25 protein-coding genes, 1 tRNA gene and 1 other RNA gene are annotated in these 18,916 nt (G+C 68.1%); 7 read left to right on the forward strand and 20 right to left on the reverse strand.

The window, feature by feature from the left end:
• Positions 1-45: 45 nt before the first annotated feature.
• The 3 genes from ACFFC4_RS00060 to ACFFC4_RS00070 all read right to left on the reverse strand — a co-directional run bounded on the left by ACFFC4_RS00060 (position 46) and on the right by ACFFC4_RS00070 (position 1,122).
• Complete coding sequence (locus ACFFC4_RS00060; RefSeq protein WP_375496541.1) at positions 46-450, reverse strand: type II toxin-antitoxin system VapC family toxin; 405 nt, start codon at positions 448-450, stop codon at positions 46-48.
• Positions 443-697, reverse strand: coding sequence for a type II toxin-antitoxin system Phd/YefM family antitoxin (locus ACFFC4_RS00065; protein WP_375496542.1), 255 nt, complete (start codon positions 695-697; stop codon positions 443-445). The genes ACFFC4_RS00060 and ACFFC4_RS00065 overlap by 8 nt, the downstream gene beginning before the upstream one ends.
• Positions 698-1,049: 352 nt before the next feature.
• Positions 1,050-1,122 (reverse strand) — tRNA-Ala (locus ACFFC4_RS00070).
• 184 nt (positions 1,123-1,306) lie between these two features.
• Here ACFFC4_RS00070 and ACFFC4_RS00075 point away from each other — a divergent pair.
• Positions 1,307-1,582 carry an HU family DNA-binding protein gene (locus ACFFC4_RS00075; protein ID WP_375496543.1) on the forward strand — a complete coding sequence of 92 codons (276 nt, stop codon included), beginning with the start codon at positions 1,307-1,309 and terminating at the stop codon, positions 1,580-1,582.
• Positions 1,583-1,645: 63 nt separating this feature from the next.
• Here the strand turns inward: ACFFC4_RS00075 and ACFFC4_RS00080 are convergent, their stop codons facing one another.
• The 6 genes from ACFFC4_RS00080 to ACFFC4_RS00105 are packed head-to-tail and all read right to left on the reverse strand — an operon-like array spanning position 1,646 to position 7,258.
• Positions 1,646-2,989 (reverse strand): MauE/DoxX family redox-associated membrane protein, encoded by a 1,344-nt coding sequence (locus tag ACFFC4_RS00080; RefSeq protein WP_375496544.1) that lies wholly within the window; start codon positions 2,987-2,989, stop codon positions 1,646-1,648.
• A gap of 47 nt (positions 2,990-3,036) precedes the next feature.
• Positions 3,037-3,693 carry an SCO family protein gene (locus ACFFC4_RS00085; protein ID WP_375496545.1) on the reverse strand — a complete coding sequence of 219 codons (657 nt, stop codon included), beginning with the start codon at positions 3,691-3,693 and terminating at the stop codon, positions 3,037-3,039.
• The gene (locus tag ACFFC4_RS00090; RefSeq protein WP_375496546.1) at positions 3,690-4,235 is read right to left on the reverse strand and encodes a copper chaperone PCu(A)C; all 546 of its coding nucleotides are present in this window, start codon (positions 4,233-4,235) and stop codon (positions 3,690-3,692) included. The genes ACFFC4_RS00085 and ACFFC4_RS00090 overlap by 4 nt, the downstream gene beginning before the upstream one ends.
• Positions 4,232-4,951: a YcnI family protein gene (locus ACFFC4_RS00095; RefSeq protein ID WP_375496547.1), complete on the reverse strand. Its 720-nt coding sequence runs from the start codon at positions 4,949-4,951 to the stop codon at positions 4,232-4,234. Before ACFFC4_RS00095 ends, ACFFC4_RS00090 begins: the two co-directional genes overlap by 4 nt.
• A gap of 10 nt (positions 4,952-4,961) precedes the next feature.
• Positions 4,962-6,647, reverse strand: a complete 1,686-nt coding sequence (locus ACFFC4_RS00100; protein WP_375496548.1) for a copper resistance CopC/CopD family protein — start codon at positions 6,645-6,647, stop codon at positions 4,962-4,964.
• The gene (locus tag ACFFC4_RS00105) at positions 6,644-7,258 is read right to left on the reverse strand and encodes a hypothetical protein (protein ID WP_375496549.1); all 615 of its coding nucleotides are present in this window, start codon (positions 7,256-7,258) and stop codon (positions 6,644-6,646) included. The genes ACFFC4_RS00100 and ACFFC4_RS00105 overlap by 4 nt, the downstream gene beginning before the upstream one ends.
• Before the next feature lie 94 nt (positions 7,259-7,352).
• On the opposite strand from ACFFC4_RS00105, the gene ACFFC4_RS00110 reads away from it, so the two are divergent.
• A complete protein-coding gene (locus ACFFC4_RS00110) occupies positions 7,353-7,889 on the forward strand; it encodes a sigma-70 family RNA polymerase sigma factor (protein ID WP_375496550.1) in 537 nt (178 codons plus the stop codon).
• Here ACFFC4_RS00110 and ACFFC4_RS00115 read toward each other — a convergent pair.
• The gene (locus tag ACFFC4_RS00115) at positions 7,868-8,260 is read right to left on the reverse strand and encodes a DUF3817 domain-containing protein (RefSeq protein WP_375496551.1); all 393 of its coding nucleotides are present in this window, start codon (positions 8,258-8,260) and stop codon (positions 7,868-7,870) included. The two genes, ACFFC4_RS00110 and ACFFC4_RS00115, sit on opposite strands and share 22 nt — an antisense overlap.
• A 157-nt stretch (positions 8,261-8,417) precedes the next feature.
• Positions 8,418-8,612 carry a hypothetical protein gene (locus ACFFC4_RS00120; protein ID WP_375497172.1) on the reverse strand — a complete coding sequence of 65 codons (195 nt, stop codon included), beginning with the start codon at positions 8,610-8,612 and terminating at the stop codon, positions 8,418-8,420.
• On the opposite strand from ACFFC4_RS00120, the gene ACFFC4_RS00125 reads away from it, so the two are divergent.
• The 3 genes from ACFFC4_RS00125 to ACFFC4_RS00135 all read left to right on the forward strand — a co-directional run bounded on the left by ACFFC4_RS00125 (position 8,602) and on the right by ACFFC4_RS00135 (position 10,649).
• The gene (locus tag ACFFC4_RS00125) at positions 8,602-9,075 is read left to right on the forward strand and encodes a DUF6318 family protein (RefSeq protein WP_375497152.1); all 474 of its coding nucleotides are present in this window, start codon (positions 8,602-8,604) and stop codon (positions 9,073-9,075) included. The two genes, ACFFC4_RS00120 and ACFFC4_RS00125, sit on opposite strands and share 11 nt — an antisense overlap.
• A gap of 422 nt (positions 9,076-9,497) precedes the next feature.
• The gene (locus ACFFC4_RS00130; RefSeq protein WP_375496552.1) at positions 9,498-9,983 is read left to right on the forward strand and encodes a hypothetical protein; all 486 of its coding nucleotides are present in this window, start codon (positions 9,498-9,500) and stop codon (positions 9,981-9,983) included.
• Positions 9,984-10,016: 33 nt separating this feature from the next.
• A complete protein-coding gene (locus tag ACFFC4_RS00135) occupies positions 10,017-10,649 on the forward strand; it encodes an alpha-ketoglutarate-dependent dioxygenase AlkB (RefSeq protein ID WP_375496553.1) in 633 nt (210 codons plus the stop codon).
• Here ACFFC4_RS00135 and ACFFC4_RS00140 read toward each other — a convergent pair.
• Both ACFFC4_RS00140 and ACFFC4_RS00145 read right to left on the reverse strand, forming a co-directional pair.
• Positions 10,646-11,812 carry a CaiB/BaiF CoA transferase family protein gene (locus ACFFC4_RS00140; RefSeq protein WP_375496554.1) on the reverse strand — a complete coding sequence of 389 codons (1,167 nt, stop codon included), beginning with the start codon at positions 11,810-11,812 and terminating at the stop codon, positions 10,646-10,648. The genes ACFFC4_RS00135 and ACFFC4_RS00140 overlap by 4 nt on opposite strands.
• Positions 11,809-12,285 (reverse strand): SRPBCC family protein, encoded by a 477-nt coding sequence (locus tag ACFFC4_RS00145; RefSeq protein ID WP_375496555.1) that lies wholly within the window; start codon positions 12,283-12,285, stop codon positions 11,809-11,811. The genes ACFFC4_RS00140 and ACFFC4_RS00145 overlap by 4 nt, the downstream gene beginning before the upstream one ends.
• Positions 12,286-12,393: 108 nt before the next feature.
• Between ACFFC4_RS00145 and ACFFC4_RS00150 the strand changes: the two genes are divergently transcribed.
• The gene (locus tag ACFFC4_RS00150; RefSeq protein ID WP_375496556.1) at positions 12,394-12,798 is read left to right on the forward strand and encodes a PPOX class F420-dependent oxidoreductase; all 405 of its coding nucleotides are present in this window, start codon (positions 12,394-12,396) and stop codon (positions 12,796-12,798) included.
• Here the strand turns inward: ACFFC4_RS00150 and ACFFC4_RS00155 are convergent.
• Together ACFFC4_RS00155 and ssrA are read right to left on the reverse strand one after the other, a co-directional pair.
• A complete protein-coding gene (locus ACFFC4_RS00155) occupies positions 12,773-13,576 on the reverse strand; it encodes a ketopantoate reductase family protein (RefSeq protein WP_375496557.1) in 804 nt (267 codons plus the stop codon). The genes ACFFC4_RS00150 and ACFFC4_RS00155 overlap by 26 nt on opposite strands.
• A gap of 285 nt (positions 13,577-13,861) precedes the next feature.
• Positions 13,862-14,239, reverse strand: a transfer-messenger RNA (tmRNA) gene (gene ssrA, locus ACFFC4_RS00160).
• Between the two features lie 51 nt (positions 14,240-14,290).
• Here ssrA and ACFFC4_RS00165 point away from each other — a divergent pair.
• Positions 14,291-14,713, forward strand: coding sequence for a VOC family protein (locus tag ACFFC4_RS00165; protein ID WP_375496558.1), 423 nt, complete (start codon positions 14,291-14,293; stop codon positions 14,711-14,713).
• Here ACFFC4_RS00165 and ACFFC4_RS00170 read toward each other — a convergent pair.
• The 5 genes from ACFFC4_RS00170 to prfB form a co-directional block, all read right to left on the reverse strand.
• The gene (locus ACFFC4_RS00170; RefSeq protein ID WP_375496559.1) at positions 14,710-15,588 is read right to left on the reverse strand and encodes an amidohydrolase family protein; all 879 of its coding nucleotides are present in this window, start codon (positions 15,586-15,588) and stop codon (positions 14,710-14,712) included. The genes ACFFC4_RS00165 and ACFFC4_RS00170 overlap by 4 nt on opposite strands.
• A complete protein-coding gene (gene smpB / locus ACFFC4_RS00175) occupies positions 15,588-16,085 on the reverse strand; it encodes an SsrA-binding protein SmpB (protein ID WP_375496560.1) in 498 nt (165 codons plus the stop codon). The genes ACFFC4_RS00170 and smpB overlap by 1 nt, the downstream gene beginning before the upstream one ends.
• A 31-nt stretch (positions 16,086-16,116) precedes the next feature.
• A complete protein-coding gene (gene ftsX, locus ACFFC4_RS00180; RefSeq protein WP_375496561.1) occupies positions 16,117-17,022 on the reverse strand; it encodes a permease-like cell division protein FtsX in 906 nt (301 codons plus the stop codon).
• Complete coding sequence (gene ftsE, locus ACFFC4_RS00185; protein WP_375496562.1) at positions 17,022-17,711, reverse strand: cell division ATP-binding protein FtsE; 690 nt, start codon at positions 17,709-17,711, stop codon at positions 17,022-17,024. The genes ftsX and ftsE overlap by 1 nt, the downstream gene beginning before the upstream one ends.
• Positions 17,712-17,804: 93 nt before the next feature.
• Positions 17,805-18,908, reverse strand: a complete 1,104-nt coding sequence (gene prfB / locus ACFFC4_RS00190) for a peptide chain release factor 2 (RefSeq protein WP_375496563.1) — start codon at positions 18,906-18,908, stop codon at positions 17,805-17,807.
• Positions 18,909-18,916 lie beyond the last annotated feature (8 nt).

Genomic DNA, 18,916 nt, shown 5'->3' on the forward strand with positions numbered 1-18,916 from the left:
TGTCGAGGTCGCGGCCCGCGCGCTCTCGTCGGGGGCCCAGTGATCTCAGACTTCGGCTATCTCGACCAGGTCTTCGAGGCCCGCAAAGTCGGCGGCGTTGCGGGTCAGGACGGGCAGATCGTTCGCCAACGCGACGGCGGCGATCAGCAAGTCGGCGAACCGCCGACGCGAGTTGCGTCCCTGCGCCCGGACGGCCGCGTAAACGCGGCCGTAGGCGCGAGCAGCCTCAACGTCGAGCGGCAACGGATCGAAGGTGGCCTCAGCCCGCTGCAACCGGTCCTGCCTCCGAGCACGCTCAGTCTCATCGCCGGCCGCCGCCGGGCCGGCGGCCAACTCGGCCATGGTCACAGCCGACACCGCCATCTGTACCGGCAGCGCGTCGACCGGAATGCGATCCAAGTCGATCACGACCGACGTATCGAGCAGCGCCCGCTCAAGCCGGTCAGCCACGAGGCGAAGCGTCCTGATCGGCGTGACGGTCCAGATCCTCCCGGACCGTGTCCCAGTCCAACGACGGGGCATGCCGGAACACCTCGGCCACCGTCACCGCATCCACAAACCGGTCGCGACGCAACGGGCGCAACTCCCCCACCGGCCGGCCGTTACGAGTCACCACGAAGCTGTTGCCATCGTCGAGCGCGCGCATGATCCGACCGCTGTCGTTGCGAAGCTCCCGCTGGCTGATCTGCTCGCTCATGCATGAAGTGTAGCAACAGGTGCTACAGCGCTATAGCGGCCTAAACGCTGTGCGCCACAGTGCACAGACGACCGCCACAGTCGCCACCGCCCACACACTGCCAGGTGGGCTCCTGAGGTGACCGCAGCCAAGCGGGACGACGGAACGGTCGGGCACTGCGGTTCGACACCACCACTTGAACAAGATCCGAGCCGTTTGACGACCCTCGACCCTCAAATCCGGTCGTCCAGGGCTGTTCAACGCCGGCGTATGTCACCTCGTGACGGCCGGTCTCAGGGTCAAATGAGGGTCAATCGCCACCTCAAGCACCCGCGGAAACAACTGAAGGCCCCGAATTCCGGGGCCTTCGCGGTGGAGCTGAGGGGACTCGAACCCCTGACCCCCACACTGCCAGTGTGGTGCGCTACCAGCTGCGCCACAGCCCCTTGCACAGCTGCTCGAACCTCCGAACCAGCCGTTGTCCGACACTACACGGAGCACCACACGTGGAAACCACCGGGCAGCGCTGGCCACGACACGCCCAACGCCTAGACCCCCCGGATTACGGGGATTTTCGAGGTGCGGGCCATACTGGGGCTGCATGACACACACCGACCCAAGGGAGACCTCGTGAACCGCAAGGAACTGGTGGCAGCTGTCGCCGACGCCGCCGACCTCGAGCAGAAGACGGTCGACGCCGTTCTCCGCTCGCTCCAGTCCACGCTCGAGGGCGCCGCCGCTAAGGGCGAGAAGGTCAGCGTGCCGGGCTTCTTCGCACTCGCAGTCGGCGACCGCGCCGAGCGCGAGGGCCGCAACCCCGCCACGGGCGAGACCATCAAGATCAAGGCCGCCAAGACGGTCAAGCTCACCGCCGGCAGCGCCCTCAAGGAAGCCGCCAACAAGTAAGTCCCACTGACGTCGAAGGCCCGGCCCGCTTACCGCGGACCGGGCCCTTGTCGTCGACGAGCGTCAGCCCGACTTGGTCGATGACGCCGAAGGCGACGGAGACGGCGACGCAGCCTTGGACGTAGGCGATGGTGACGGCGTGACGGACGGACTCGGCGCCGGGCCGGTCTTCAACGCCTTGGCCACGGCCGCGTTGAACGCCGACAGCGTGTGGCCGATCGACTTGCCGTTCACCTTCACCGTCGGTGTTACGTTGACGCCGTCGCGCGAGGCGCGCTCGGTCAGGGCCTCGACGAGCGCCTTGTGGTCCTCGTTCGACACGCAACCCTGGAACGTCGTCAGGGCCGCGCCGGTGATGCCGGCCGCCTTGGCGTACGTGGAGAGCTGGGCGTTGGTTCGCCCGTTCTCACCCTCGTCGGGCTGCACCTGTTTACCGCCGACCTTGCCGTACAGGACGTTGTGGAACGCGACGAACTTCTCGACGGAGATGTCGGAGGCGCAGAGGGCGGCGTTGGCGGCGCGGCTCGAGTAGCGGTTGCCGCTCGACGAGCGGTCCAGGATCGAGATCGTGTGGAACCGCACCTGAGCCTTGTTGGCCCGCACATCCTTGTCGAGTGTTGTGACGACCGACTGCTCGAAGGCCAGGCAGATCGGGCACTGGAAGTCCTCGTAGACGTCGACGGTCGCGGCGGCCTTCTTGCCGAACACCACCCCGTTGGCGACGGTGGCGTTCTTCGCGGTCAGCGAGCCCTCGATCTTGGCCCGGCTGCTCTGCACCCCGATGCCGATCAGGACGACGAGAACGATGACGCCGGCCAACGAGCCCTCCAGCCAGCGCGTCCGCGAGGCGGCACGGGCCCTGCGGACGGCCAGCTGCGCCTCGTACTTGCGCCGTCCCTGATCGGTACGCAATCGCTTTGCCGAGGGCGGTTCGACGATGTCGTTGCGGGCAATGTAACCGTCGAGCGAGAAATACGTCAGCGCCCATACCACCAGGTATGCCGCAAGAACCAGCAACCCGAGATCGCGAAGGATGTCGAGGGTGTACTCGGTGCCGCCGCCGCCGGTGGTCCCACCGCCGCCGAAGCAACCGCACTCCAGCTTGATCCCGCGGATCGACGCCTGGATCAGCCCGATCAGGAACACCACGAACAGCACCCCGGACACCGCTGCCGCGATGCGCGTGACGAGTCCCAGGATGAGCAGCACGCCGAGCGCCAGCTCGAGGATCGGCAGGCCGTAGCCGATGCCCCTCGACAGCCACTCCGGCGTCGCGTCATAGGCGCGCACGGCCTGCGTGAAGGTCCGTGGCGAGCGGATCTTCGACCACGCGGCCCAGATCCACACCACGCCGAGGACGAGCCGAGCGACGGTGCCCAGCCACGGGCGAGCAGCGTTCCAGTTCATAAAAGGTCTCCGGTCACGAGGGACGATTGTGCCTCAGGCCGTCAGGATTACTGCTTGGCTACGATCGGCAGGTCGTGCCGAATGGCTTCTCGCTCGGTGGTGCTCTGCAGGAACGACACCCGCGCGTAGTCGTCCGGCCCGAAGAGCAGCACCTGCGCCGAGTGGGTGGCGCCGTCGTCCTCGGCCAGGGTGATGTGCGCGGCGGCCTGCGCGGCGTCGATCTGCTGCTGGGTCCCACGCAGGCCGACGTACGTCGCCTTGCTCTTGCCGGCCAGTGCCTCGAAGGTCTTCAGCCAGGTGGCAATGACCGGTCCCGTGTCGCGCTTCACGTCCGTCGACACGAAGACGACCATCGTCTTGGCACCGACCGACGCCGGCACCTTGGCCAGCGCCTGCGAGATGTCGGCCAGCGTCGTGGGGCAGACGTCGGGGCAGTTCGTGTAACCGAAGAACAACAGGGTCGGACGTCCGCGGGTGGCCGTGCCGAAGGCGAACGACGTGCCCGCGGTGTCGGTCAGCGTGAACGACGGGCGCGGCTGCGGCGGCGTCAGCCCGAAGCCGTCGTACTTGCTATTGCCGTTGTTGACCTGGTCGTTGAGCTGCGATCCGGTGGCGCTCTTTCCCGTTCCACTGCTCGAGCAGCCGCCGACCAACAGCCCGAGCACGAGCAGCAGGGCGGCGAGCGCGGTGGAACGGCGAGTCACGAGTGGTCTCCCGACATGTTCATGGTCCTCGACGATTGTCCGGCCGGCTCGGCGGCCGCTGGAACGGGGGCACCCACCGCGATGACGGGCGCCACCACGTTGATGGTTCCGGCGTTCTGGAACTGCACAGTCATGTCGACGGTCTGACCCGCGACGACCGGGCCGAAAAGCTGCCCGATCATGACGTGGCTCCTGCCGGTACTGAGTGTGAAGGTGCCGTGCGCCGGTACTTCAACGCCGTTGGCGCTCATCGCCGACATGTCGCCGTTCGCGCCCACGACGTGCAGCGTGGCGGTGGCGCCGGCGCCGGTCTGCACGTTGAGCAGCCGGTCGGGCTTGGCCGTCGTGTTGTAGACGGTGAAGTACCCGGCGGCCAGCTTCGTCGGTGGCACCGGCGCGCGGACGTACGCGTCGACGACCGACACCCGGCCCGGGCCCGTCGTGGTGGCCGAGCCGGCCGACGTCTGACCGAGGATGAGGCCGGCGGCGCCGAGCACGGCAACCACGGTCGCACTCGCGACCGCAGCCGCCGAAACCTTCACGCTGTCTTCCGACCCTTCGCCCGGGACACCACGGCCAATCCGAGGGCCGCGGCCGCGACCACCAGGGCGATGATCGAGAGCACGACCGGCCCGGTGTTGCTGTCCCCGTCCGAGTCTGCGCTCTTCGCCTGAGGGGTAGCCGTGACCGACGGTTCCGTCGACGAGCCGGCCGTGCTCGCGCTGCCCAGCTCGAGCACGGGCGCCGGGTGCTCGGGCTCCTCGGTGCTGCCCGGGGCAGGCGTCTCGATCCAGCGCACCACCGAACCGTTGCTGTACGTCTGGATGGCCTTGAAGGTCAGGGACTTCGCCTTCGGCAGCTGCCCGGCGATGATCGTGAACTCGCCGTACTCGCCGGGCTTGAGACCGCCGCCCTTCGCGGCCGTCCAGGTGATCTGCGAGACGGCCTCGGTGATGTTGCCGTCGTCAGTGACGATCGGCTTAGCCAGCTTCTCCGTCTTCTGGACGTGCGTCCATCCAGGTACCGGCGCGACGTCCACCGACGCGATCGGCGTGGCCGTCGGCAGCTGCACCGTCAGCCCGACGGTGTTCGCGTCGGCCTCCTCGACCGGGACGCGGAAGGTGATCTCCTGGTCGCCGCCGCCGCTGATCGCTCCGGGCGCGGTGACCGTGACGTGCGCGAGCGCGGGCGCGCTCAGCGCGACAAGCAGGCCGAACGCCCCCAACAGAGTGAGGGCGACGGTACGCAGGCGGTGCATAGGGCTCCAGTCAGTGCAGGGACAGGACGACATCGGTGGTGGTGGCGTCGAATTGGGACGTGGTGACGACAAGATCGATCTCCCAGCGCCCGCTGACCGGCAGGCTCGTGCTGCCGTCCCAGGTGCGCGACCCCTCCTTGGTCAACGTCACCGGGATGGGCCCGATCTCCCGCGCCTGCTGGGTAGCCGACGCGGTGATGGACGTCGGGCTGGCGCCGGTGACGTCGACGGTCAGCTGCACGGTGCCGTGCGTCCCCGGGTCGGAGGTGACGGTGACCGACGCACCGCCGCCGAGGGAGGCCGTGGCGCTGACCGGTTCGCGGTACTGCACGGCCAGCGACTCCTTGCCGCGCGGTTCGGCGACGAGCACGCCCGTCAGGCCCAGCACGACCATCGCCACAATCGCCTCGACGTACACCGAGCGCCGCAGCCGTTCCGTCTCGAGTGGGGCGGTGTCGGGCTCGGGATCGGCCGCCACGAGATCGGCCGTCATGGCGTACGCCAGCTGCGGGCGGTGGAAGCGGCGCCGCACCACGCTGCGCGAGATGTACGCCAGCGCCAGGAGGGTGATGAACAGCAGCACCTTGGCCATCACCAGCAGGCCGTATGTCGTGCCGAAGATCGCGTCGACGGTGCCGATGCCGCGCCACGCCGCGTACGTGCCCGTGCCGGCGAGGACGACGACCGAGTTGAACGCGGTGGCCGAGAAGACCGGCAGCACGATGCTCAGCTCCTCCGGGTCGCGGCGTGGCAGCAACGCCACGACAAGCACCACCAGACCGCCGACCCACGCCATCATCGCCAGCAGGTGCAGCATGTCGATGGGGATGGACAGCCAGTTCGGCGACGTCGTGTCGGCGTGCCCGCCGGCCGATACGGTGTACACCAGCCCGACAGCCAGCGCGCCGCCGACGGCCTCCCACGGCGCCCGCTCGGCCCCCGTCCGCAACGATCTGGCGAGTAACAGCGCGATCGCAGCGAGCAGGACGAGCCGGACGCTGTGCAGCTGGCCGTAGTCGGTGCGCAGCGTCGACTGCAGCAGCGACCAGTGCCGCAGGCCGGCGGGCCCCTCCCCCGCGGTGTACGGGCCCTGCAGCGTGAGCTCGAGCAGGGCGCCGGCGACCGCTGCGCCCCAGCCCGTCCACACCACCCGGCGCGCGCGGACGTCGTCGCGCCCGGCCGGCCAGACCGTGAGCAGCAGCCAGGCCCCGCCGAGCACCGCGAGCCCGCCGTAGGTGATCCACCGGCTGACGTCGAACAGCGCACCCGTGGCCCCGTTCGTCGCCGTCGTGCTGATGCTGCCACGAGCCAGTGCGCCGTTGCCGACGACGAAGCGGATCGTGCCCGCGACCGGGTGCGAGTCGGCGCTGATCACCCGGAAGCTCGCCGTGTACGTGCCGTCGCCGAGCCCATTCACGAGCTGGTCAGTGACCTTGCTGGCGTCGCCGTTCGGATGGGTGGCCGCAGCGGCGTCAACGCGTTTGCCGCTGCCGTTGGTGACGTGCAGGTAGCCGATGCCACCCAGCCCGACGCTCTCGTCGAAGGTGATCGTGACGCTCGCCGGGGCCTTGGCCAGGCGCGAGCCGTCAGCCGGCGTCGAGGTGACGACGGTGGCGTGCGCCTCGGCCGGCGCGGCGAGCAGCAACCCGGCGCCGATCAGACTGACAAGTATTAGCAGGAAACGCTTCACGGTCACGCGACCGTTCGCAGGTCGGTGGGGCCGTCGTCGACATGGGTGTGGACGGCCTGGGCCGGGCTCGGCTGGATCGCGCGTTCCGTGCGGTCGAGGAAGACGAGCAGGACGAGCCCCGCAAGCGCGGCGAGGTGCGTGGCGAGCCGGTCCGGGCCGACCGCGCCCGTGACGATGTCACGCACCGACAGCACGGACAGGATGGCCAGGAACGTCGCGAGGAGCGGCACGAGGCCGGCGGCCCGGCGCGGCAACCAGGCGGCAGCGACGAACGCGGCGGCGGTGGCGAGGTCCCACGCGGCCATCTCGTGTGCGCCGTGCATCGACATCGCCATACCAATGCTGTCGCCGACCAGCGCGGGCAGGCCGATGCCCAGCTGGACCAGCCCGGTGACGAACAGCGCGACGCGAAGCAGGGTGCGTCGACGGTGCACGCGACGGGCGGGCAAGACAACGTCGGCGACGATCTGGTCGGCGAGGTCGGGCACGGGCGTGGCGTCGAGGCGGGCCGTGCGGGTGAGGTTCGTGGCCTGCTCGACCCACTGTTTGCACACGGGGCAGCTGCTCAGGTGGGCGTCGAGCGCGGACGTCGACATGCCCAGCGGCTCGCCGTCCATGCGCGCGGACGCCGCGGTCTGATACCGGTCACACCTCACGTCTGCTCTAGTCGCTCGGAGGGCCCTCAGAGTTCCCGCGTATTTTGGCTGTGACATGGACGGTGCTGCTGGAGACTTCGACGAGATCACCCTGCTCGCGCTGCGGGCCCGGCGGGGCGACACCGCCGCGGCGTCAGCGTTCGTGCGGGCGACCCAGGCCGACGTCTGGCGGCTGTGTGTGGCGCTCGGTTCGTCACAGCTTGCCGATGACCTGACCCAGGACACCTACGCGCGGGCGTTCGCGTCGCTGCATCGCTTCCAGGGGCGCTCGGCTGCTCGGACGTGGTTGCTGTCGATAGCGCGGCGGGCCTGTGCGGACGCAGTGCGTTCGGCGGTGCGCGAGCGGCAGTTGCCGGCGTCTACGTCTCGCGCCGAGGCCGATCCGTCGGGCGGCGTGGCGATGCGAATGCTGGTGTCGTCGCTGGAGCCCGCTCGCCGCGAGGCGCTCGTCCTGACTCAGGTGTTGGGGTTGTCCTACGCCGAGGCCGCGGACGTGCTGTCGTGCCCGATCGGCACGATCCGATCGCGGGTTGCGCGGGCCCGGACCGATCTGATGGACGGGCTGGGCGGTCAGGCCGCAGCGCTGGGCTGAGCCTGCTGTGCCTGGGTGGCCGCTTTAGTCACGAGGTGCTCGGCGACGAACGACATGGTCGGGATGGTGCCTGCCAGCATGACGAGCGCGTAGCGCCCGAGCGGCCACCGCAGCTTGATGCCCAGCAGCGCGGTGACGATGACGTAGACAACGAACAGCCAGCCGTGCGCGATCCAGAGGTAACCGCTGGCCGTGTCGATGTCGACGCTGGTGCCGTACTTGAAGATCAGCGTGATGCAGCCGGCGATCAGGACGACGCCGGTGACGAAGGCCATGATGCGGTAGCGCAGCAGCGCGCCGTGGGCTTGCTGCAGCTCTGTCGCGGTGACTGGTGGCTGGGCGACGCCGAGCACGCTCGGGGCTTCGGTCATGACGTCGACGGTAGCCCGGGTGACCTGCGGCGGCTCGCGGGACACCCGTACGTCTTCCCGTAACTGTATGACGCTTGTGTATGCCGGCTCCGCACCCGGCGATGGCAGCCGTTCGACTTGTGGACAACCTGCGAGGACGAGCGGTGCGTGCGAAGATCTACGGCGTGCGCAGGTGGGGGATCGCACCAATTGCCCTGATTCTGGTCGGGGCAGTTGCGTGCACGAGCAGCGGCTCGGGCGGCAACACGACCGGGCCGACCTCTGCGCTGCCCACGACCTCGCCCGCCTCGACGTCTGCCACCCCCACGGCACCCAGCACGTCCTCCAGTCCGACCCCGACCATTGCGACCACGGGTCCGAACGTCCGCCCCGGGGAGAAGCCGCCGACGCTTGAACGATTGGGCAGGCTGAACACAGCGGCCGGTGCTGACGCTTACGCCCGATACTGGATGCGGACGCTTGATTGGGCGTACGCGACCACTAGTTCGGCTGCGATCCGAAACCTTTATACGTCGAGTTGCGCCGGGTGTGCCGCCTTTTCCAGAAACATCATTGATTCGACACGCGCCGCCAACGAACACTTCATCGGCGGCCGAATAGTTGTAACAGACAGCACTGTGCAAGCGAACGACGGTCACGCTGGCGCCACCGCCGTGATCGATCTGACCTTCAATCAGACGCCTTTAAAGGTGATCAGCGCCTCCGGGCGGCAGGACGGAGAGGCACCGTCAATACACGCTGGAACGTTCCGCAATTGGCTTCGATGGACCGGCTCGCGATGGACGATTGTGGATTGGAAAAGGGCAGTTAAGTGACTCGGCGACTGCGCTGTCTACTGGTCATGTCGACCCTCGTAGGATCAATGCTCAGCGCGAGTACGCCTGCAGTTGCTAACCCTTGCAGCTCAACCAAGAACATCTTTGGCTGCGGTGGCGCGGGGTCTGTATCCGTTTCGGGGAGTCGACCGGGCGCTGCAGGCCCCAAAACGTCTAGGGGTGGACAAGGCACGGTCCCGGTCGGAGCTACCCAACTTGTCGCCTGTGGCAGCGGCACTGCCGGCGACCTCAGCGGACTCGGTGACCCAGTTGCTCAAGACGACGCCGCGACCTGTGACTCCGTCGTTCCCGGATGCAAGCAGGCCGCACCGGGGGCCACGAGTGCCTCGATACGAGTCCAGAAACAAGCTAATGGGAGCTGGACCTACAACGGGTCGGTGTGCACACAACCAGCAAAACCCGTGGTCACGGCGGCGATGGTGCTCGACCGGGTAGTGCGCCTGGTCCCGACGGCGAAACTGGGCCTCGCGCCGCACGATTCGACGTTGGTCAACATCGAAACAATCATGTGGGTCGATGCACCCAAGAATCAGCAACTCCCGCCGCTGACAATCCTGGGGCAAGGTGTCACCGTGAGCCTCACCCTCGACCACGTCGAATGGGATTTCGGCGACAAGAACACCGCCACCACCAGCAGTCCCGGAAAGGCCTACGACAACGCGCACGACCCCTGCCGAACAGCGCAGTGCCCGAACTACTTCGGGCACACGTATCGCAGCAGCGGTCCGCTGACCATTCACGCCACGGCAACGTGGACCGCCAGCTTCGCCGTCGCCGGCGGGCAGGCGGCGACCATCCCGGGCACCGTCGCCGGACCCACGGCCGCCGGCAACGTGACCGTCAAACAGGCTCGCTCCGTCCTCATCCCCAACCCCGACGATCGCTAGCGCGATCGAACACGCGTTTGATAATATTGCTGCATGACCGCGTTCCAGGCCTCGCTGCTCGACCTCGAGGACGGCGTCCGGCTCGGTGAGCTCGCACCCGTCCGCACGCGGTTGAGCAACGGCGCCTGGATCGACGTGCACAACCACTGGGTGCACGGCGCCGACACGCTGTTCGACCGGCTGCGCGACGGCGTCGAGTGGCACGCCGAACGTCGGCCGATGTACGACAAGGTTGTCGACGTCCCGCGGCTGTTGCACTTCGTCGACGAGCAGCACGCGCTGCCCGACCCAGCGCTGGGCACCGCGAAACGCGCACTTGACCGGCACTACGCCGAGGAGCTCGGCGAGCCGTTCGCCACCGCCGGCCTGTGCTTTTACCGCGACGGGCGCGACAGCGTGGCCTGGCACGGCGACCGCATCGGCCGCGGCAACAAACACGACACCATGGTCGCGATCATCGTGCTGGGCGCACCGCGCGCGCTGCTGCTGCGACCACGTCCGGGCGTCGGCGACCCGAGCCGCACCCTGCGCCTCGACCTCGGCCACGGCGACCTCGTCGTCATGGGTGGCAGCTGCCAACGCACCTGGGAGCATGCCGTCCCCAAGACGGCGAAGCCGGTCGGGCCGCGGATCAGCGTGCAGTACCGGCCGCGCGGGGTGCGCTAGACCGAACGCCTGGGCAGGACCGCATCATCGTCGCCATCCAGCCAGGCGTGCACCAGCGCGTCGTGCTCCCCCACCCCGGGCGGACGGACAGCCGTGCCCACGGCGCTGTCCGAGTAGCGCACTGGGTGCCGGATCTGCCGCACCTCGCCGTCACCGAGATCGAGCGTCGGGGCCAGCCCGAACCCGTCGGCGCGCGCGATGGCGTTACCGACGTCGCCCACCAGTCCGGCCGGCACACCGGCCGACGACAGCAACGCTTCCCACTTCGCCGCCGGCAACGTCGCCGTCCTCAATTCAAGCGCGGGAATCAACTCATCCCGGTGGGCCACCCGATCGCTGTTACTGGTGAACCGCGGATCATTGGCCAGCTCCGGACGGCCGAGCACGCCGACCAGCCGCTCGAACTGGCCATCATTGCCGCAGGCAACAGCCAAGGGCCCGTCCGAGCAGCGCAGCGTCTGGTACGGCACCACCGACGGATGCCGGTTGCCCATCCGCCCCGGCGGAACGCCCGTGGCAAGGAAGCCGGCCGCCTGGTTCACCAGCCCACCGAGCAGGCTCGACAGCAACTCGACCTGGACGTGCTGCCCACGGCCGGTCGTCGCGCGCGCGGCCAACGCGGCCAGGATGCCGATGACCGCGTCCTTGCCGGTGAGCACGTCGACCACCGCGACGCCCACCTTCGTCGGCTCGCCGTCGACGTCGCCGGTGATGCTCATCAACCCACCGACGGCCTGGACCAGGAAGTCGTAACCCGGCCGGTCGCGTCCTGCGTCGTCACCGAACCCCGTCATCGAGCAATACACAGCCCGGGGATTGAGCGCCGACACGCTCGCGTAGTCGAGACCGAAGCGGGCCAGCGACCCGGGGCGATAGTTCTCCACGACGACGTCGGCGCGCGACGCCAGCGTGATCGCGCGCGCCCGGTCCTGTGGATCGGCGAGGTCGAGGGCGACGCTGTACTTGCTGCGGTTCGCGCACTCGTAGTACGCAGACGACCGCGCAGTCCATGGCGGGCCCCAGGCCCGGCTCTCGTCGCCCACACCCGGACGCTCGACCTTGACCACCGTCGCGCCCAGGTCGGCGAGCGTCATGGCGGCCATCGGGCCGGCGAGCACCCGACTGAAGTCGGCAACGAGGACGCCGTCCAGGGGTGCTGTCACGCGTGCGACTCCAACGTCCGCTTCAGCTGGTCCAGGGTGCGCTGGATGTTGCGGGCGTTGAACTCGGCGAACGTCGACTTCGTGGCCAGCTTGTCGAACACGGTGGCCACCCGATCGCGCCATGTACGGCGGTCGACCCACGTCTCGATCACCCGGGTGCCACCGTCGACGGGAGTCAGGTCGTAGGACCACGACGCGATCGGGGCCTTGATCAACGGGCGCCGCACGCCGATGGCCTCGACGTCGAAGGCGAAACGTCGATCCGGTTCGTAGGCGGTGACCTGGCAACGCGTCACCCAACGCATCCGGCCCCGGCGGTTGCGGCCGACGAACGTCGAACCGACCGTGAGCGTTCCGTCAACCGTCGCGCCGAGGTTCTCGGGGCTCCACCGACCGGTCTGGATCGGATCGCTGATGCTCGCGAACACGACGTCGGGGGCAACTGAGATGACGACGTTCTGCGAGACGGTCATGGGACGACCCACGGTGTCCTCCTCTTCTTCGGAACCGAGCGACGGCGGTTCGTGCAACGCTAGTGATCGCTGACGCAGCAGCGACGTCGGCGCTCCTAGACTGCAACCGTGGACATTTCCGACGAGAAGTACCTATCGCTGACGACGTACCGCAAGGACGGCAAGCCGGTGTCGCTGCCGGTCTGGGTCGTGCCTCTCGAGGGCGGTCGGCTGGGCTTCTGGACATCGTCGACGAGCGTCAAGGTCAAGAGGATGCGCAACAACTCCGCGGTAACCCTGCAGCCGTGCGATGCGCGCGGACGGGTCAAGGACGGCGCGGCTGAAGTCACCGGCACAGCTGCCCTGGTGACCAGCGGCGACGAGTTCGATGCCATCCAGCGCAAGGTGCGCGCCAAGTACGGCGTGATGGTGCGGGTCAGCCGAGTACTCAACACACTTGGGCACATCGGCAAGGGCCGCGCCCCCTACGGCGATCTCGGCGTCGTCATCACCCCGGCAGCGGCTGTCCACTGACCGCCCGGAGCAGGTCGAGCACCATCGCGCTGACCGGCGTCGGCACTCCGTGCTCGGCGCCGATCGACACCACCGCTCCCACCAGCGCCTCGTGCTCCAGTTCGCGACCGGCCACCCGGTCGTAGTACATCGAGCTGCCCATGCCCGCGGGTGAAGCCTGCATCCGGGCCAGCGTGTCGTCGACGATCGTGACCGAGGTGGTGACGCCCTCGGCGGCGGCCACGGCCGCGCACTCGGCCATGATCGCCTGGCCGATCGCGGCCACGCCGGGTTCGCGCATGACCTCGACCCGTCGGCAGGTGAGCGCGGTGAGGCTGTTGACCGCTGCGTTGCTGACCAGCTTCTCCCACGCCGTCCGGGCGAAGTCCGGCACGGGAACCACCTCGTCCTGCTCCGGGCCGAACGCCGCAGCCAGCGCCCGCCCGCACTCGTCGTCCTGGACATGAACGTAACCGCGTCCGCGGACCTCGATGACGCCGGGTGAGACCACCTCGGCCGGGCAGTAGACGACGGCCGGCATCGTCGGGCCCGACCACAGCCCGTCGACGCGAGACGGCAACCGCACCCCGTTCTGCATCATCACCAGCGACGCGCCGCGATCGAGCGCCGGCAGCCAGGGAGCGGTGTCAGGTGTCTGCTGAGCCTTCACGGCCAGGAACACCCAGTCGATGTCGGCCACCTCCGCCGGATCGGTGATGGTGGCGACGAGCGGGCGCAGCTCCTGACCGTCAGTGCGGACCACCAGCTCCGGACGAGGCCGGCGCAGGCACAGCGTCACTCCGCGCCCGCGAGCGCAGCACGGGCTGCGAAGTACGAACCGACGCCTCCGGCGCCGACGACAGCGATGCGAGGTGCGGGCATGCCCGACCCTACGAGTGCGATCCCGAACGACGTCGTTGCGGGACCTACGTCGCTAGCGCTGGACCACACTAGGTCCACTCCGACGGGTGTACACAGGCGTATGACAAAGGCGCACGTCGTATGACTGCTCCGCCGAGTAGGGCAACGGCGCGACGTACGAAGGCCCCGCACCGAAACGGTGCGGGGCCTTCGTCGATCTCAGGGGTGGAGGTGGCGGGAATCGAACCCGCGTCCTCCGCCGCTTCCACAGGGCTTCTCCGGGCGCAGTGTGCAGTGTCTCTACTCGGCCCCCGACGATCACGCACACAAGTCGTCGGTGACGGGCCCAGCCACTGTTGGTTGTCCCGATCCCATCCGTGGCCGGTGGGTACGGTGAGTCACCTAGCTGATGCCAGCGACCGGGCCGGTGACATTCCCGGGCTGACAGACTTGCTCAGGCTGTACTAGGCAGCAAGAGCGAAGTCGGCGCGACTTTCGTCGGCGCTTATTTTATTTGTATCGCTTTTTTAACGAGGTCAGCAATACGGTCCTCGGCCCGCTTCCCCTGTCTCGACGGACAGAGTCGAGACCATTCACCCCCTTCGTGGGTAACCGCTCTATCCTAGCGGCTCCCGCCAATCGGAGGTCCGCCGTGCCGCCCATCAACCTCAACCCCTACATCGCATTCCGGGACAACGCTCGGCAGGCAATGACCTTCTACCAATCGGTGTTCGGGGGCGAGCTGAACGTCATGACGTTCGCGGACGGGGGCATGCCCCACGAGCCGGCGGAGGCGGACCGGGTGATGCACGCCCAGCTCGAGGCGCCCGACGGACTTGTGCTGATGGCGGCCGATACGCCCTCCAGCATGGAACACCGGCCGGGCGGCAGCATCTCGATCTCGCTCAGTGGCGATGACGAGGCCGCGCTCACGGGTTACTGGGAGCAGCTGAGCGGCTCCGGGATGGTCCACATGCCGCTGGAGAAGGCGCCGTGGGGTGACTCGTTCGGAATGTGCGCCGACCAGTTCGGCGTGCAATGGATGGTCAACATCTCCGGCGCCGCGACGAGCTAGTCGGCCGGGGCACCGATGAGCCGGGCGCCGTTGTCCCAGCAGACGGCCCGCAGCCAGTCGTCGCCGAGCTCGAAGCGGTCGAGGGCGTCGAGCTGCTCGGCGTACTGGTAAGGGATGTTCGGGAAATCGGCGCCGAGCACGATGCGGTCCTGCAGCTGACCGAACCGCCCGATGACCGACCGCGGCACCGCCGCGATCTCGTTCATGAACGTCGTGCCGACCATCGTCGTGTCGAGGTGGACGTTCGGGTACGTCTCAGCGAGGTCGAGGTGCTCGTCGTACTCGGGCGCGCCGGCGTGGGCGATCACCGCAGTGAGGGACGGATGCCGACGCAGCACCTCGCTGATCGGCCCGGGGCCTGTGTGCACGCCAGGGATCGGACCGCTGCCGCAGTGCACGATCACCGGGACGCCGGCCTCGGCGAGCAGCCCCCACACCGGGTCGAGCAGCGGGTCGCGGGGGTCGTAACCGCCGACCTGGACGTGCGCCTTGAAGATCACCGTGGCCGCGTCTAGGGCCGCGCGGACGTAGCCGGCAGCGGACTCCTCGGGGAAGAACGTTCCGGTGGCCACGCACGCAGGGTTCGAGGCGGCGAACGAGCGTGCCCATGCCGACAGCGACTCGGCCATGTCGGGCTTGTGCGGGTACAGCAGCGCCGAATAGCGACGCACGCCCAGCTCGGCCAGTTTCGCCACCCGTTCAGCGTCGGTCCCGCGGTACTGCACCGGCCAGGCGCGGCCGTAGTTGACGTCGGCGTGGTCGAAGTAGTCCCACACCGCGGCCATGACCCGCTCGGGCATGAAGTGCACGTGGACGTCGATCAGGCCGGGCAACCCGAGACGCTGCCACCAGGCCGGGACGTCCGCGTCGTGCATCAATCGCTGCCCTTATTACGACGGCCGAGCGCGCGCGCCACCTCGCGGTCGGCGTCGCGGCGGGCGAGGTCCTGCCGCTTGTCGTAGGTGCGCTTGCCCTTGGCCAGCGCGAGCTCGACCTTCACCTTGCCCTCGGTGAAGTACAGCGCCAGCGGGACGAGCGTCAGCCCGGACTCCTTGGTCTTGCCGACCAACCGCTCGATCTCGCCGCGATGCAGCAGCAGCTTGCGCACCCGGCGCGGCTCGTGGTTCGTCCAGCTGCCCTGCTCGTACTCGGGGATGTGGACGTTGCGCAGGAACACCTCGCCGCTGTCGATGGTGGCGAACCCGTCGACGAGCGACGCACGGCCCAGGCGCAGCGACTTGACCTCGGTACCGGTGAGCACCAATCCGGCCTCGTAGGTGTCGAGCACCGTGTAGTCGTGGCGGGCCTTGCGGTTCTGCGCGATGATCGTCCGCCCGGCCTGCCGGTTGCTCGAAGGAACCGGTGGGCTCATCACCCGTTCGCTCCGCAAGCCTCGCTCATTCCTACAGTCTGACGTAAAGCCGCAACGTGGCCATCGCGACGATCGCCGACAGCACGACCCCCGAGATCAGCCCGATGCCGCTGGCTATGAGCAGGTCGTTGGTGGTCAGGTTCGGGATCACGCCGTTCTTCGTCTGCGTCGCGAACACGTCGTTCAGGGCGTAGTTCTTGCCGATCGCCACCAGGCCGAACGCGATCAGGCCACCCACCGCCGACGCGATGATCGACTCGATCATGAACGGCAGCTCGGTCATCCACCGGGACGCGCCGACCAGCCGCATGATGCTGGTCTCGTTGCGTCGCTGGTTCGCAGCGACCTGGATCGTGTTGGCGATCAGCAGGATCGAGGCGATCAGTACCACCGCGGCGATGACGATCGAGAAGATGCGCGCGGCGTCGATGATGTCTAACAGGCTGCGAATTGTGTCGATCTGGTTGTTGATCACCGAGATCCCCGGCACGACCGAGAACGTCCGCGCGAACTTGTCGTAGTCCTTGCCGATGTCCTTGAGCTTCACCGTGAACGACGCCGGCAGATCGCCGACCTTCGACTGCGCGAGCACCCGCTCGGACGCGGTCTCCTTCAACCGCTGGAACTGCTGGGCCTCCGAGACATAGGAGACGGCGGTGACGTTCGGGTAGGCCTTGAGCTTGCGTTCGATCTCCTCGGTCTGGGCCGGTGTGGTGCGGCCCGTGCACGGCGCGTCGTAGACGGCGGCACAGAGGTAGACCGACGTGTTGAGCTTGCCCTCGTAGTTCTGCCGGAAGCGCGAAATCTCGATGTTGGCAAGGATGGCGGTTCCGACGAACGCGAGCGCGATCGCCGTGCTCAGGATCAGCGCGACCGTCATCGTCACGTTGCGGCGGATACCGATACCCACGCCGGACATCACGAAATTGGCGCGCATCAGCGACCGACCCCGTAGACCCCACGGTTCTGGTCGCGGATCACCGTGCCGTTGTCCAGTTCGATGACCCGCCGCCGCATGGCGTCCACGATGTTGTTGTCGTGCGTTGCCATCACGACCGTCGTGCCTGTGCGGTTGATCCGCTCGAGCAGGCTCATGATGCCCTGACTCGTGTCAGGGTCCAGGTTTCCGGTGGGCTCGTCGGCCAGCAGCACCAGCGGCCGGTTGACGAACGCGCGGGCGATGGCGACGCGTTGCTGCTCGCCGCCGGACAGCTCGGTGGGCATGCGCTTGGCCTTGCCGGTGAGCCCGACAAGGTCGAGCACCTCGGGCACCGTCCGCTTGATGGCCTTCGGCGATTTGTTGATCACTTCGAGGGCGAACGACACGTTCTCGTAGACGTTCTTCTTCGGCAGCAGACGGAAATCCTGGAACACACAACCGATCTTGCGACGCAGTTCGGGGACCTTGCGGCCGGGCAGCTTGCCGACGTTGCGGCTGTCGACGGTAATCGTGCCCGTGGTGGGCAGCTCCTCGCGCAGCAGCAGCCGCAGCACGGTTGACTTACCCGATCCGGACTGACCGATAAGGAAGACGAACTCGCCCTTGTCGATGTCGATCGAGACCGAGTCGAGGGCAGGACGGGCACCGGCCGGGTAGACCTTGGAGACGTTCTCGAGCCGGATCACGAGAACCGAGGTTACCCAACGGAAACCTGTCGGCCGGTGAGGCTGGCCCGCGCGAACACAGGTTGCGCCGTGTTATGGACGCACCGCCAGGGCTCAGGAAACGGCGTTTTCCGTGCTGCGCCGCCAGCGAATCCCGGCCTCGATGAAGCCGTCTATGTCGCCGTCGAGAACTGCCTGTGGATTGCCCACCTCGAAGTCCGTCCGCAGGTCCTTGACCATCTGGTACGGGTGCAGGACATAGCTGCGCATCTGGTTGCCCCAGGAGTTGCTGCCGTCCTTCAGAGCGTCCATGGCGCTCTGCGCTTCCTCGCGGCGCCGCTCGAGCAGCCGGGCCTGCAACACAGCCATGGCCGAGGCGCGGTTCTGGATCTGGCTGCGCTCGTTCTGGCAGGTGACGACGATCCCAGTCGGCAGATGCGTGAGGCGCACCGCGGAGTCCGTGGTGTTGACGCCCTGTCCACCCTTGCCGGAGCTGCGGTACACGTCGACGCGCAGGTCGTCGTCGGGGATCTCGACGTGGTCCGTCGATTCGACGACCGGCAGCACCTCGACGCCGACGAAACTCGTCTGCCGGCGCCCCTGGTTGTCGAACGGGCTGATACGCACCAGCCGGTGGGTGCCCTGCTCGACGGACAGCGTGCCGTAGGCGTAGGGCGCCTTGATCTGGATGGTGGCCGACTTGATGCCGGCCTCTTCGGCGTAGGACGTGTCCAGCGCCTCGACGGTGTAGTTGTGCCGCTCGGCCCAGCGCGCGTACATGCGCAGCAGCATCTCGGCGAAGTCCGCGGCGTCGACCCCGCCGGCCTCGGAGCGGATGGTCATGAGTGCTTCGCGGGCGTCGTACTCGCCGGAGAGCAGGGTCCGGACCTCGAGCAGGTCGATGGCCTTCTGCAGGCCGGTGACCTCGTTCTCGGCCTCGACGCGGGAGTCGGCGTCGTCCATCTCCTCGGCAAGGTCCCACAGCGTCTGCGCGTCGTCGAGCCGACGGCGCAGGTCCTCGACCCGGCGGATCTCGCCCTGCACGTGCGACAGCCGGCTGTTGATCTGCTGGGCGTTCTCGATGTCGTCCCACAGGTCGGGCTTGGACGCCTCGGCCTCGAGCGACTCGAGCTCGCGGCGCATGGCGGCAACGTCCACGACGGCCTCGATGCTGGCGAGGGTCGCGGACAATTCCTTCAGATCAGCAGGGACGTCCACGACCGCTC

Source organism: uncultured Jatrophihabitans sp., from assembly GCF_964244045.1.
In the GTDB taxonomy this organism is placed as follows: Bacteria; Actinomycetota; Actinomycetes; order Mycobacteriales; family Jatrophihabitantaceae; genus Jatrophihabitans.